The organism is Psychroserpens luteolus (assembly GCF_021032705.1).
GTDB lineage: Bacteria > Bacteroidota > Bacteroidia > Flavobacteriales > Flavobacteriaceae > Psychroserpens > Psychroserpens luteolus.
Genome location: NZ_JAHVXI010000004.1, coordinates 106,724 through 121,292, shown reverse-complemented (window position 1 = coordinate 121,292; position 14,569 = coordinate 106,724). Strand labels below are relative to the sequence as shown.

The window sequence follows — 14,569 nt, the reverse complement described above, 5'->3', positions numbered from 1 at the left end:
GATTTATGCGTCTTCTTTTTTAGTTTTAGAATGCGATTCAATATGTTGTTGTTCTGCTATTAATCTTTTTTGGTAGCGACCTTGAACAATGTCTGTAACCACCAAAACAGCAATCACAAAATAGAATGTTGTTTTACTCATTGGAACAATCTCATTTCCGAAGATCTTTAAGTGTGCTAAGTGACCACCTTCGGTAACTAACATAATACCAACAATAAATAAGATAAATAACCCTAACACTTCATACATTCTATTTTTTGCTAAAAATGTCGAAATTTTATCTGCTAATAACAGCATTAAAAGTCCGCTCACAACAATAGCTATAGCCATTACAATAAAAGCTGTTGTCGAATTTTCTATTTCGTTAGTTAAGCCAATTGCTGCTAAAATAGAATCAAAAGAGAATACTAAATTCATTATAACAATACTCGTAATTACAGCATTAGCCGATTTTCTGCTTTTTGAATCTTCTCCTACGTCATCGTGCAAATCTGCTTTACCAATCATATGCCAAATTTCTTTTATAGCTGTATAAATTATAAAACCGCCTCCTGCTAAAACAATCAAACTATGACCATTAAACGCGAAATCGAGTACGTTTTCTATTTTTCCTGTCATAAATGAAAATGGCTCTTGAAAAAATTCAATTATAGATACCAAAACAAATAGCAAAACAATCCTAAGTACGATTGCTATTAGTATCCCAACTTTTCTAACTCGTTTTTGATCAGATATCGGTGCCTTTTTAGATTCTAATGAAATGTAAAGCAGATTATCAAATCCTAATACAGCCTGCAACATAACAAGCATTAATAGCGTGAAAATAATTTCTAACATGAGTAATTGGTTATTTTTTAATTAGAGATAAAATGATGTACAAGATGATAATTATTGGAATTGCTAAAAAATGTAAAAAAGCCAATAGTACTATTGTAGAGACAATAAGTAAATATCTGAACTTATTATTAGCAAAACTGAAATCTTTAAATTTTAAAGCAAACAATTTAATATTCGAATTGAGTAGATAACAACTTAACACAGTAAAAGCAATTAAAAACCATTGATTCAAAATAAGGGTTGTAGCGAAACTACTGTTTTGAAACTCTATGATTAGCGGCAAAGATAAAATGAGTAATGCATTTGCTGGTGTTGGCAAGCCTTTAAAATAGCTTTGCTGGTCTTCATCAATATTAAATTTGGCCAGACGATATGCCGAAGCTAACGTAATACATAAACCTATGAGCGCAAGAGGCGCTATATGTAAATCACTAAAGTTAAAGCTAGCATTCCACTCCTTTTGTGTAATTACCTCGGGAGCATTAATACTCATTGCTATAAGCTTATACATTACAATACCTGGCACCAGCCCACTAGTGACCATATCTGCCAGCGAATCTAATTGTACACCTAAAGCACTTTGCACATTGAGTTTTCTCGCTGCCAATCCATCAAAAAAGTCAAAGAAAATACCAAGAAAAACAAAAGCCGATGCTGCAATAAAGTTATTGTGTACAGCAAAAATAACGGCAATACTTCCACAGAGTAAATTAAGTAAGGTGATAAAATTAGGAATGTATTTTTTCACAGACATAAATAAGATTTGTGTAAAAATAGCAAACTATTTACGACAAACACAAAACATGCACAATATCTAGTGTTATTTACAGTTTAATAGGTGAAAAATAATGTGCATCTTTGTAAAAAAATTTTGCTGTTGAAAAAATACTTATTCATTGTCTCGACTTTGATTACTTTTTTTTGCACTGCTCAGACCAAATATTCAAATGAATTTTTAAATATTGGTGTGGATGCAGCTGCTCTAGGTATGAGTAATAGTGTGGTTTCTCATACTGCCGATGTGAACTCAGGGTATTGGAATCCCGCTGGATTAGTTCATCTTGAAGACAACCAATTGGCACTCTTACACTCGAGCTATTTTGCAAATATTGCCAACTATAACTATATCGCTTTTGCTAAGCCTTTAGATGATAGAAGTGCTATTGCTTTATCACTTATTAGATTTGGAGTGGATGATATTTTAGATACCACACAATTAATAGATGATCAAGGAAACATTAATTATGATCGTGTGAGTTTATTCTCTACAGCAGATTATGCCTTAACTTTTTCTTATGCTAGAAAATTACCGCTTGATGGTTTAAGTTATGGTGTAAATGCAAAGTTAGTACGTCGTATTATTGGGGATTTTGCAAATTCTTGGGGGTTTGGATTAGATGCAGGTATTCAGTTTGAAACTCGAAATGATTGGAAATTTGGAATCATGGCAAGAGACATTACGACTACATTCAATGCTTGGTCCTTTGATGACGATAAACTGGCAGATATTCAAAATGCTATAGAGGGACAAAACCAAACAGTTCCTGAAAAAACAGAACTTACCATTCCAAAATTGCAAATTGGAATTTCAAAGAAATTTATATTTCATTACGATTACTCCTTATTAACATCATTTGATCTTAATGTAAGATTTGAAGAAAACAACGATATTGTATCTACCTCTTTTGCCAGTGTAAATCCAGCGATAGGATTAGAATTTGGGTACACAGACCTCGTGTTCCTTAGAGCTGGAGTTGGTAATTTTCAAAATGAATTGCAAATTGATAATTCTGAAAACCTAACTTTTCAACCAAGTTTAGGGCTAGGTTTTAAATATAGAGGTATTCAATTGGATTATGCCTTTACTGATATTGGAGACCAAAGCGCTGCTTTATATTCAAATGTATTTTCATTAAAACTCGATTTTAGTATCTTTAGATAGTGAACCGAATTTTACTCGTCATAATTTCAGGAGTACTCTTAGCTTTAGGCTGGCCAACCTATGGGTTCCCACTGCTGCTTTTTATAGGTTTTGTGCCGCTCCTACTCGCCGAACGGCAATTAAGACTCTCTGATACGAAACGTAAAGGACTGGCCATATTTGGACTCGCCTATCTCGCTTTTTTTATTTGGAACATTACAACAACTAGCTGGTTAAGACATGCCAGTTTATTTGGTGCTTGTTTTGCTGTTTTTGTTAATACAGCGCTTATGGCAACCTTACTATTACTCTATCATAAGTATGCAAAAAGACAATCGCAAAACCGAGCACTATTGTTTTTAGTTGCACTGTGGATTAGCTTTGAGAAACTACATCTTGGATGGGAATTTTCTTGGCCTTGGTTGAATTTAGGTAATGGTTTTTCAGAATTTATTACATGGATACAGTGGTATGAGTATACAGGAACTTTTGGAGGCACCCTTTGGGTTTGGATATTAAACGTCATTGTTTTTAAAGGTGTACTCTCATATCAAAAAGAAAAGTCTAAAGCAGTAGTAAAATCAACTTTATTAAAATGTGCTGCTCTTATTAGTATTCCAATTGGAATTTCATTAGTCATCTATAATACCTATTCTCATAAAGGCGAAACTGTAAATATCATAGCATTACAGCCTAATATTGATCCTTATTCTGAAAAGTATGACATGACCAATATGAAGTTTTTAGACCTGTTAAAAGAGCTTGCAGATTCGAAGATGACAGATTCTACAGATTTTGTCATCGCTCCAGAAACATTTTTAGCAGAAAGCACACGTCTGAAGCAATTTGAAAACTCTTTATTGAGAAACAGACTTGAAGGCTACGTTACAAAACACCCAAATACGAACTTACTAGTAGGCATCTCATTTATTGACATATTTAAAGACAAGACTAAAGTGCGTTCGCAAACTAATCAATACAATACAACTACATGGTATGATGATTATAACTCGGCTATTTTGATAAACACGTCAGATTCGATCCAACAATACAATAAATCAAAATTAGTTGTCGGTATTGAAAACTTCCCATATCAAAGCATATTAAAACCAATTCTGGGTGATGTTATGATTGATCTTGGCGGTACAGTTGCCATGAAAACTACTCAGGATAATAGAGGTGTTTTTACATCGTCAAATTCTAATTTCAAAGTAGGACCGATAATTTGCTATGAATCTGTTTATGGTGAATTTGTAACGGGTTATGTAAGAAATAATGCTAACTTTTTGTCTATTATCACCAATGATGCCTGGTGGAATGAAACACAAGGCCATAAGCAACATTTGAGTTATGCGCGATTAAGAGCTATTGAAACGCGCAGAGATATTGCTAGAAGTGCAAATACTGGTATTTCTGCAATTATAAATGCTAAAGGTGAGATTACTAGTAGTCTAGCCTACAATGAAAAAGGGGCTTTATCTGGTCAAATTACCACTAATGATCACATTACATTTTATGTTAAGGCAGGAGATTATATTGCCAGAATTAGCATTTTTATTTTAATCTTTGTCTTCTTGATTGGGTTTTTCCGAAGAAAAAAGGAAAAGTACTAACTACTATTTATTGTCCTCGATAATATAAAATGGTACTTAGTGTTTTTACGATAATATTTATATCTAAGAAAACACTTCTATGTTTAATATAAAATAAATCGTATTGTAATTTTGTAAGGCTATCATCTACAGATGAGCCATAGCGAGTATTGACTTGAGCCCAACCAGTAAGTCCTGGTTTTACAATATGACGTGTTTCATAGAAAGGAATGATTCGAGAGAGTTCATTCACAAAAAATGGACGTTCGGGACGTGGTCCAATTATACTCATATCTCCTCTCAACACATTAATAAATTGAGGAATCTCGTCAATACGAGAGCGTCTTAAAAACATACCAAACTTTGTGATTCTAGAGTCATTTTTCTGAGCCCATTTCGCACCACTTGTTTCGGCATTGACAATCATACTGCGAAGCTTGACGATTTGAAATAACTTTCCATTTTGACCAACACGTTCTTGAAAATAAAAGAGAGGTCCTTTATTGGCAATCAAATTTCCGATGAAAATAATAGGCAAAATACATAAGCCAAAAACTAAACCTAATATCGAAAAGAAAATATCAAAAGTTCGGTGAAAGAAGAGATACAACGTGTTTTGGTTACTTCTACTAAAAGGGAAATATTTATAAAAGTCTTTCCCCACAAATTGAATTGGGACACGGTATGTGATTTCTTCAAATACTTGGGTATATTCCCTTATAGTAAACCCTTGATCTAAAAGCGTTATAAGATCGTGATATATTTCTGGAGTTATGGTTTCAGAATTATAGCTAGCAATCAATATTTCAGAAATTTTTTCTTTTTTGATCACGTTCATTAACTCATTAGATTCAAACTCTTTTAAACCTTTGAATTTAATTGGTGATTCAGATTCTGTTTCAGAATTGATAAAACCTACAATCTTATAATTTGGATCTGACTGATTAAGCGGCTTAATAATGTTTTCAATATTAGAAATTTCTCCTACTAGCAGTACTTTTTTATAAAATCTAGGTGACGATATAAATACAATATAAGCCCATCTCCAAAGAAAAATCGTTGTAATAATAATCAAATAAAAATAAACTATTTGTAATCTTTGTTCTGGTAGAAAGGGCGTCAATACTGGTGTCAACAAATAAAATAGTACTGTTGTAGATGCGGTTAATACGATGTTTCTGAATGTGACATCTAACTTACTTGACTTTTGAAGATCATAAATTTCAAAGATAGTTCCAAAAACGGTAATATATATTGCTAAAACGATGAGCGGAACAATATTTTCTTGAGAAATAGTTAGGTAATCATAATCGACACATTGTTCAAGAACATACAAGCCTAAAAGAACAAGACAAACATCTAAAATACGTAACAATATCTTACGTTCAGAAATCTCGAAATGTATATCTTTTTTACGACTCATTAGTTTGTTAGGGTGTTGTGTAAATATAATAATTAATGTGTGTTTTTAACACTTATTTTAAGATATCAAACCATTTCTTTTTGATATGGTTCCAATCTAATTGTTCTACTTTATCTCTCGCATTTTTGATAATTACTTTTTGGGTTTCTTTAGCATTCATCACAGTTGTTATAGCATTTACCATTTCAGCAACATCATTAGGTTTTACCAAATAACCCTCATGATTATTTTTAATCAAATAGGGCATTCCACCAACATTGGTAGATACAACTACCAGTCCTAGAGCCATAGCCTCAATAACGCTAAGAGGCATATTATCAAAATTGGTTGTATTTAAAAATATATTATAGTCTTTTGAGAGTTCTATCCATTCTTTCTTTTTTAACTTTCCTGTAAACCTCACCTCTAAGTTTTCTTGCTTAGCCATATCTTTAACTGCTCCCATAGTACCATCACTATCAGGCCCTACCATACATAATTTGGCATTTGGATACTTATGCTTTAAAGACTTAAAAACCTTGATGGCTAATTGAGGATTATATAATTTTGAAAAAGAGCGTACCCATAGTAATCGAGGTGTATCAAATTTTTTAATGGAAAAGTTATACTCTTTTATCTCTAAGGTATTAGGAATATGAATAACACGCTTAAAACCATGCTGTTCAAATGCGTTTTTAAGATAAGCTGATGGCGCTATATTATATACAGCATTTTTAAAGATTTTTTGGCTCATCCTAGGATGAGATGTTAACCGAGACGGAAGGTTTCCTCCATGTAAAATAGGTATATAATCTAATTTTAGAAGTCGGCATATTTGGCTCACAATAAATGCATAATAATAGTTTTGTGTACTGTACGTATCGATTAGTACTTTCTCCACTTTTCTACTATAAAAGACAACTTTATAAATCATGTGCAGCAACCTCATTACTTTATTATTATATCCAGAAGCATAAAACACCTTGAAACCTTCTTTAGTAAGTAAGTTTCCTAGAATACTTATGTAAGACACATTGCTATTGGTCTTGTTTAATTTGTTTCCTATGTATAGGATTCTTTCCATTTGTGATGTTTAAAAGTGCGAGTGCGTACATAAATGACGGTGCTGCAATTCGCATTCCTGAGTGATTGATAGTTGCAAACCAAAAGCTTAAAAAAGCGTAGAACAGAAGGTTCTTTCTATTTTTTCCACGATAAGCTAATGGCGTAAAGACCAAGATTAGTAAAATGAGTATTCCTAGAATACCATGCTCAGACATTAATCGACCAACCTCATTATGTGATGGTAATCCTGTACCATCTCTTTCAGCTCGTAAATCTTTCGTTTTATTAACGCCAACACCTAAAAACGGACTATCCTGAAACCCTTCTAATTCTTCTATAAATAAGGTAATTCTACCTGAGGTAATATCTTGTTTTTCTCTACCAAGAGCATCTTGATTTGCATAGCGTTTATCAATAAGACCAAAGGTTAGGTTACTACTTATAATCCATGTGACAATAACGGCAACGACAAATAGTGCAAAAGATGTAATAATTTGGTTTTTCTGCTTTAAAGTAGATTTAAAGAACAAACTCCATAAAAAAGCGAGAATAACAATAATTGCTGCAACTACACCTCCTCGGCTAAATGTAATAATAGCTCTAAATGTCATCGCTGCAAGAATAGTAACATTAAGGATTTTAAGAATTAGCGAAGGAGATTTTAAAAAGAAGCGAACCACCATCACAAACATGCCCATACCTAAAACCGTCGCTACTTGATTGGGACCAAATCCACCAGAGGTTGCAGCATTAGATGCTGTTCCAGACAATGTTTCTTTAATACTAGGATTGTATAAAAACAGATAAGTTGTTGTCGTAATTAGAGGGAGGGAAATATACTTAATTATTCGTATCAGATCTTTACTAGATACTTTTTTATCGTAGCAAAACAATGCTGCCACACCCAAACAAACGGGACCACTCAATACAAAAGCTACACTGGTTCTAAAGTTAGCATTATAACTCAAGGTTACAGAAGCCACAAGAATTGCCGGAACGAGTAAAATGAGATACAAAAAGTAAGGATATCCTCTTCCTGAAATACCTTTATAAAACATTCCAATAATCATAAATAGAATGATTAAATATTTAGCAGATTCATAAGCCAAACTACTTTTAGTCATTCTAAAAAACACCTCAATACCCACAAAGTAGGCACATGCTAATAAGACATTAATAACTTTGTCCTTACTTGGGCCAAAAACTATCTTAATTAAAAAATAGAAGATAAGACCAACAAAGAAGAATTTTGCTGTAGCATTAAAAGTAAAAATTACAAAAGCGAGCGCTATATGGAGTAGAACCAACCCTATGTACGTATCATTTTTACTCACTTTCCATTCTGTTATTACAATTTATATACTCCAATGAACAACTACTTAAGACGTAAACATTTCTTTGTAATTGTTAAGAGGGAATTTGTATTTATAACTTTTATTCAACACAAATAGTAAAAAATGGATTAAGAATACTGGAGTAAACGGACGAAGTCTATTTAAAAACAAATCATACGTTTTATTCGAGTAATTAGTTACCAGAAAAGGAACAGAAGAACGATTGAGGTAATAATTATCTACTTTACTCATATTAACCTTTACAGTGTCTATAAAAGAGTTATAAATGATTCTCTTTTCAGTTTTATTAATCTGATAAAGTTCTACAACAGAAAGCGGAATATCATTTCCTTCTTCATGTATCGTAATTCCTTTTGACACATCTATAAGCACCCATTTATTATAATCTTTGGAGAAAATTTCATTAACTGAATGCCCGCCATATTTTCTATTGAAAGGAATAGTGGTTACTCCCCATTCCTTTACCTTGATATCATTTATGACACAAAAATTATTAAACACCTGCGCCATATCACTACACACACCACCATCTCCAGCCAACATTGATTTAAGCACCTCATCAGATGACAAGCTCAACCCTCGTCCTCCTTTAATGTTCTCTAACAACCATACTGAAATTTGAATAGCAACATCTAAATCAGCATTTGGTTTTCCGTTTTTAAATATTTCTTCATTCACCTTGTGATAAATTTCAGGAATATCTTGTTTTTTGTTGATACGATTATAATTGTCTATTTCGGTTTGAGATTCTGATGAATTCTTAGACAATAATTTAAATCTAGTATAGTATAACAAAGGGTGTCTTTTAATAAACCATTTTATTTTTTTCTTTAATCCCAATTCAATAAGTAATTAATTAACATGTTAAATGTAAGTAAAATTTAATTTCTATTAAGAATAATCAACATAATGTTATTCAATTAGTTGAATCCAATGAGGTGTTCAAAATCAAACTTTATCTTCAACCAAACTTTTTATTCGGTTGTTGTAATGCAAAAACGTAAAACGCTCTGCTATTTCTATATTATTTTTATTCATTCTTTCATAATCAGCATCATCAAAAGAAAACAATTCTCTTATAGCTTGGGCAACTGTTTTAGATGTTATTTCTGATAATACTATTCCGTTGTCACCAGTCTTGATGTAGTGGCCAATTGACGATATATTGGATACGATAGGAAGGCATTTAAAGTTTATAGCTTCAGCAATAACTTTAGGAAATCCTTCAGACGCTGTAGTAGGCATCAAAAATACATGAGATGATTTGTAAATATCATGTACTTGCTTTCGAGGTAAAAATCCGTGAAATTGAAAACTAATATCAGAGTTTTGAGCCAACGATTTGAAATAATCAACCTCAACACCGTTTCCTACGAGATGAACTTGATCTACACGTGATTGTTCTTGAGGTGACAATAACAGAAAGGCTTTAATAATACGTTCTACACCTTTTTCTCTTTCCAATCGCCCAACATAACAAAACGATATTTTTCCATTCAAAGATTTCAAAATTCTCTTACCTACTTCTACATCTTTTACAGTTAAACATGGATTTTCAAAAGACAAACAATGTTTGGGCTGTTGTTGCCACATGCCATTTATCGTAACAGGTCTAGATTGGCGCTTAAGCATCCAGCGTTGCATAGCATATCCTATTGGTGCTTTTTTCTGATTCCAATTTCCTGCATATTTAAACCAGCCTTTCTTTTTGGATAGTAATGTTAAATACGGAATTAAAAATACACCTATCCCTGTAGGGGTTCTTAACTGAAAGCAATCTACTTTTTTTAGAACAGAATTTACAGTTTTTAAAACTCCTGGTGCCTTAAAGATAATATTAAACTTAGCCATGATTGTCTGCCCTCCAACTGATGGCATCGGCACAAATTTCACCTTATCAGAATTATAGGGCAAAGCACTTGGAGGTGGTATATCGTCATAAAGCATTGCGATATGATAAATCTCATCAAATATCTTCAGTAAATGATTAATTTCAGTAATTGTTGGTCCCCAACCCACTATGGTACCATCGTCCATTAAATAATGTTCTGTATGCGATATAATTGCTAGTTTCATTATTTAATCACTTTAATATATTGTTCAATAATGGTATTCCAGTCATGATGATCTGCCCATTGCTTGGCACTCTCATGATATGATTTATGGTTGTTCATTATGGCTTGAATCGAAGCAATAAAAGCATCGCTATCATCATGATTTATTAATCGGCCAGATTTATTATCATCAATAGCGTCTTCTATTCCGCAATTTAAAGCACCTATAGCAGGTAAACCGAAATAATTAGCTTCAATAATAGCAATACCAAAGCCTTCTATATCACCTTCTTTTGTTTCGCTACTCAACATCACAAAAATATCAGATGAACTCAAGAACTGCGCTAACTCTTTATTTGATACTCTCCCATGAAACGTTATATAGTTCTCAACATTGAGTTGTTTTGCTATCTCTAGAAACGCATCGGCTTGTGTTGGTAGCCCAACAATATGATAGTGAATGTCTGGAAATATCTTAATAATCTTAGGTATATGTTTAATCACATTTAACTGGCCTTTTCGATCGGTTACATTTCCGACAGTAATCAATTTTGGAGAACCAGATAAACCAATCTTGCTTACCTGTTTTTTTAATTGCGTACTATCAATCCCATTAGGAATAACAGTAACAGTACTTAGCTCTAAGTCATCGATTAATTGTTTTGTATAGTTAGATACGGCAATAATTTTATCAAAACGCCTCAAAGCAAAGTCAACTGTTCGCTTTAACAGTTTATTTTCGAAATTCACTTCGCTGCCATGAACGATGGCAATAAAATTACGGTTTAAGAATAAGCTGTAAAATGCTACAATCCATAATGAAAACTTACCAGAAGCAATAATCGTTTTATTTTTCTTTGCGCGTCGAAATCCAAGAAATAATCTTTTAAAGTACATTAACCAGCGTATTGTTTGTAATTTGATTCGATATACTTTAAACTGTAATTGGCGATCAAAATCTAGTTCTTCTTTATTTTCCTTTGAGCGTTGATCAGATATTAATTCAACATTAAAGTTGTGTTTTTGTAAAGCATTAGCCAGATTAAAAGCGTGATTTCCTATTCCACCAGGCTGCGGAGGAAATTCGGAAGTCACTATTAATACCTTATCCTGTTTACTCATTACTTAGTGTTTCAACTTTAGGTCCTTCATCTAATTTTATGCGTGATAATTTCCAAGATTTTCGTACTTGAAAAAGGACTAAAGGCAACACGACTAAAGACACTAAACCTCCTAGTACTAGCATTGCTTTATTTTTCTTGAATTTATATGGCATTATAGATATTGGTACAGTTCGTAGTAAAGCTAATTTAGACCTGGAGCTGCCAAAATAGGATCTATAAAAATATAGCACACTTGGTATGGGTCTTGGGTCAAATAAATTTTTAGTTCTAAATGCATCCCAACTTCCCATTTGTCTTAATCCGCCTGTACCTACTTTTAAGTGCAAGCGTTTGGCATACGGATTAGAAATATTTAGGTAGTTATTCAAGTACATTCGCATACCATATTCACCATCTCCCATACGTTGCTTTTCAAATTGCCTATCAAACAATCCCAAGTCTTTGAATACTTCTTTTTTTATGAGCACATTACCTGTATCTAATTGATCACTTACTTTAAAAAACGAATAGTTAAGCGGTACTTTAGCACCAACCTTAGAAATAGAAACTCCTGATGAAGCTTGAGCTTTAAAAAAATCTAAACATTTTAGATGCTCAGATATCCAATTGACATCTACTCTACTATCGTCATCAAACAGTAACAAATAACTGCCTTTAGAACATTTAACAGCTGTATTTCTCGCTAACCATAAGGCTTTCTCTTTTTGATGAATCAAATGTAAGTCCAAATTGAAATTTGAATAAAAATCTGCATCAAATGGTTCCGATTGATCCACAACTATGACTTCAAAAGTCTCATAATCTTGTTTTTCTAAATCTTCTAGAACGTCCTTTAGATATTCATATCTGTTTAACGTAGGAATGACAACCGTAACCATAGGTTGTTCCTCTATTAAATTCGATTTAAAATCGTTCCAGTTGTTGACGTCAAGAGGTTGATTTAAATACGAACTTCTTTTTACTGCTTTAGTTACATACCAAGCCTTAAGTTCTTTAAAAGGGTTTTTGAAACTAAATAAGCGGAGCAATAAAACATAGCTCACCCAGGCCTTATTAAAGTAACGCCTTATAAATGTATAATTGTCTATTAAGCTTGTAGGTTCTACCTCATCAATAGTTTCGGCATCACCTATATAGCCTTTCTGAATGGCTTGCCAAGACAAATCGTATTGTTTGGCATGTTCCGTTTGATACGTTGATTCGGCTTCCAGTTGCTCCAATATGTGACTATCCAACTGACTAGCAACAGGAAATATTGATCTGTCATTTTTCCTTAATACTGAAAAGTAATTTGTTGGTTGCAAGTATTTCAAAAAAGGAAACAACATATTGTTTTCAGTATAACTATTATTTTATTAATGATTTAATGATATCGATTTCGATATTTAATGAACTTAACGACAATATATTTGAATTAGTAAGTGGCCAACGTTTTAGATCCCTTCTATCAACAATCCCTTTCTTTTGTTGTACAATATATTGATCTCCCAAATGACCTGGACTAAAATAAGCATCTAAACGTGCTTCCAAATTTTCGTGTTGATACGCTTTAACCCAATTGATACTTTTTAGAAGTCGATACCTCCCTTTTGGGTTTTTAGTTTTGAGTAATCGTCTAATAAAATATTGATCAAGTCTCGAACGAATTCCCCAAACCAAGAAAATTAAGAAATTTGGAGCACTATGCGGAATAAAAGGTGTTTGGCTAGTCGGCACCCTATTTAAGGGACGCAATTCCTTTATATGCTTGAATAATCCATTCATGAATCTATAATTCAATCTATTATTAGGATGTATAGCACTCGATTTCCTTAATATATTTAGTGATAATGATGGATTTATTCCGTTGAATTTTTGATTACAGATCAGTGTTTGCTTACCAATTGGAAAACGGCCATGAGTATACCAAGCAAAAAGCTCATCGTATAATTCAAAATAAGGCAATTGATGGCTCTCAATTCTTTTAAAAATCAACTCATAATCGGAGACGACTTCTTTAATAAGATGATCATAATCCATATCGATATCGAGCTTATCTATAGTTGCCTTTGTGTAACGCCTTAAGTACATTTTTAATCGGCTTTTCTTCCAGGATTCAAACGATTCATCTGTAGTAGGCTGCAACTGAAAATCTTTATTTAAGACAATCGTATTGATAAACTTAGAAATTCTAGATTTCCTGGTCGATAAAGTCGAAATATTTCTAGCAGGCAAAATTTCACAGGGTTCACCTAGCATGATCGAAGCCGTTTTATCTTCTTCAATATGTTCTAGTATTTCCAACCAACTTGCGATATTAACAGATTCAGAATTTACAACGTAATCTTTTAAGAGAGTTCTATCTGGAAAGTACAAATCAATATCATAAAAGCTTTCAAAATCATAACCCTTGAGCTTTGCTAGCCGTTTTGCCAGTTTTACTTCGTAATTATCTTCATGACCAAAAGTCAAACATTTTATAGGCAAATCATTAGGTAATGCACCTAATAAAATCCTGCTATCCATTCCACCGCTCAAAGCCAAATAATTCTTTTTGAATTGCGCCAGAGCATACTCAATCTCCTTTTTAAAATCTTTCCAGTAATTTACATAGTCTTTCTTCTTAGGTCGCCTAGTGTCGGTGATATTAAAAAGTGTATTATCATAGACCTTATCTAGTGTTTTGTTTTGAGGATTAAGCTTTATATATTCTCCAGGCAGTAGTCGTTTCACTTCTTTAAGAATGGTACGATCTCCTAAGTTTAAAAACTCTTTACCAACCGCTTTTTGTACTATTCCAACTTCATCTAAATCAGATTTAGAAGCTATGGCTGCCAACATAAAATTGGAGGTGACAAAAAAGTTATTCTTGTTGGATGAATAAAACATCGGATAGACACCAATAGGATCTGTACAAAATATAAGTTCACGATTTAATTTATTAAACGCCGCCAATGAAAAGCTTCCAGAAACAGAATCATCAGAAATTGGCCAATGCTCTAATATATGACCTATAGACTTTGCATACTGAAGATTTGTATCGCTCTTTTCAATACCTGTATGGCATAAATAACCACTAACAAATGCAAGAAAGTTATCTGTTTCATGCACTGCTCTTTCAGAATTATAATAGCAATAAAAATCACCGATACGCTTTTCTGAAAATGAATTAGAAAAAATATCAAATTCTGTATTTTGAATGGGCTTAATGGTTATGATAAAACTCATTATCCTAGGCTA

The 14,569-nt window shown here is 32.8% G+C and carries 12 protein-coding genes; 2 read left to right on the top strand and 10 right to left on the bottom strand.

Annotated elements, in window-relative coordinates:
* Positions 1–3: 3 nt before the first annotated feature.
* Together KWG70_RS11475 and KWG70_RS11470 are read right to left on the bottom strand one after the other, a co-directional pair.
* Positions 4–837, bottom strand: coding sequence for a TerC family protein (locus KWG70_RS11475; RefSeq protein ID WP_230936174.1), 834 nt, complete (start codon positions 835–837; stop codon positions 4–6).
* 10 nt (positions 838–847) lie between these two features.
* A complete protein-coding gene (locus tag KWG70_RS11470) occupies positions 848–1,591 on the bottom strand; it encodes a CDP-alcohol phosphatidyltransferase family protein (RefSeq protein WP_230936173.1) in 744 nt (247 codons plus the stop codon).
* Between the two features lie 123 nt (positions 1,592–1,714).
* On the opposite strand from KWG70_RS11470, the gene KWG70_RS11465 reads away from it, so the two are divergent.
* Both KWG70_RS11465 and lnt read left to right on the top strand, forming a co-directional pair.
* Positions 1,715–2,779, top strand: coding sequence for a putative type IX sorting system protein PorV2 (locus tag KWG70_RS11465; RefSeq protein ID WP_298758789.1), 1,065 nt, complete (start codon positions 1,715–1,717; stop codon positions 2,777–2,779).
* Positions 2,779–4,371, top strand: a complete 1,593-nt coding sequence (lnt, locus tag KWG70_RS11460) for an apolipoprotein N-acyltransferase (RefSeq protein ID WP_230936171.1) — start codon at positions 2,779–2,781, stop codon at positions 4,369–4,371. The genes KWG70_RS11465 and lnt overlap by 1 nt, the downstream gene beginning before the upstream one ends.
* A 7-nt stretch (positions 4,372–4,378) precedes the next feature.
* On the opposite strand, the gene KWG70_RS11455 is transcribed toward lnt, so the two are convergent.
* From KWG70_RS11455 to KWG70_RS11420, 8 genes are all read right to left on the bottom strand, one after another.
* Positions 4,379–5,773, bottom strand: coding sequence for a sugar transferase (locus KWG70_RS11455; RefSeq protein ID WP_230936170.1), 1,395 nt, complete (start codon positions 5,771–5,773; stop codon positions 4,379–4,381).
* 52 nt (positions 5,774–5,825) lie between these two features.
* A complete protein-coding gene (locus KWG70_RS11450) occupies positions 5,826–6,836 on the bottom strand; it encodes a glycosyltransferase family 4 protein (protein WP_230936169.1) in 1,011 nt (336 codons plus the stop codon).
* Positions 6,790–8,151, bottom strand: coding sequence for an O-antigen ligase family protein (locus KWG70_RS11445; RefSeq protein ID WP_230936168.1), 1,362 nt, complete (start codon positions 8,149–8,151; stop codon positions 6,790–6,792). Before KWG70_RS11445 ends, KWG70_RS11450 begins: the two co-directional genes overlap by 47 nt.
* A 45-nt stretch (positions 8,152–8,196) precedes the next feature.
* Positions 8,197–8,940, bottom strand: coding sequence for a hypothetical protein (locus KWG70_RS11440; RefSeq protein ID WP_230936167.1), 744 nt, complete (start codon positions 8,938–8,940; stop codon positions 8,197–8,199).
* Between the two features lie 180 nt (positions 8,941–9,120).
* Positions 9,121–10,248 carry a glycosyltransferase gene (locus KWG70_RS11435; protein ID WP_230936166.1) on the bottom strand — a complete coding sequence of 376 codons (1,128 nt, stop codon included), beginning with the start codon at positions 10,246–10,248 and terminating at the stop codon, positions 9,121–9,123.
* Complete coding sequence (locus tag KWG70_RS11430; RefSeq protein ID WP_230936165.1) at positions 10,248–11,348, bottom strand: glycosyltransferase family 4 protein; 1,101 nt, start codon at positions 11,346–11,348, stop codon at positions 10,248–10,250. Before KWG70_RS11430 ends, KWG70_RS11435 begins: the two co-directional genes overlap by 1 nt.
* A complete protein-coding gene (locus KWG70_RS11425; protein WP_230936164.1) occupies positions 11,341–12,678 on the bottom strand; it encodes a glycosyltransferase family 2 protein in 1,338 nt (445 codons plus the stop codon). The genes KWG70_RS11430 and KWG70_RS11425 overlap by 8 nt, the downstream gene beginning before the upstream one ends.
* A 19-nt stretch (positions 12,679–12,697) precedes the next feature.
* Entirely contained in the window at positions 12,698–14,557 is a 1,860-nt protein-coding gene (locus KWG70_RS11420) for an asparagine synthase-related protein (RefSeq protein ID WP_230936163.1), read from the bottom strand.
* Between the last annotated feature and the right edge of the window lie 12 nt (positions 14,558–14,569).

What these genes read in the sequence shown, in the direction of transcription:
- KWG70_RS11475 (WP_230936174.1), bottom strand. Translation starts at nt 837, where the DNA reads ATGTTAGAAATTATTTTCACGCTATTAATGCTTGTTATGTTGCAGGCT.
- KWG70_RS11470 (WP_230936173.1), bottom strand. Translation starts at nt 1,591, where the DNA reads ATGTCTGTGAAAAAATACATTCCTAATTTTATCACCTTACTTAATTTA.
- KWG70_RS11435 (WP_230936166.1), bottom strand. Translation starts at nt 10,248, where the DNA reads ATGAAACTAGCAATTATATCGCATACAGAACATTATTTAATGGACGAT.
- KWG70_RS11455 (WP_230936170.1), bottom strand. Translation starts at nt 5,773, where the DNA reads ATGAGTCGTAAAAAAGATATACATTTCGAGATTTCTGAACGTAAGATA.
- KWG70_RS11420 (WP_230936163.1), bottom strand. Translation starts at nt 14,557, where the DNA reads ATGAGTTTTATCATAACCATTAAGCCCATTCAAAATACAGAATTTGAT.
- KWG70_RS11450 (WP_230936169.1), bottom strand. Translation starts at nt 6,836, where the DNA reads ATGGAAAGAATCCTATACATAGGAAACAAATTAAACAAGACCAATAGC.
- KWG70_RS11430 (WP_230936165.1), bottom strand. Translation starts at nt 11,348, where the DNA reads ATGAGTAAACAGGATAAGGTATTAATAGTGACTTCCGAATTTCCTCCG.
- KWG70_RS11425 (WP_230936164.1), bottom strand. Translation starts at nt 12,678, where the DNA reads ATGTTGTTTCCTTTTTTGAAATACTTGCAACCAACAAATTACTTTTCA.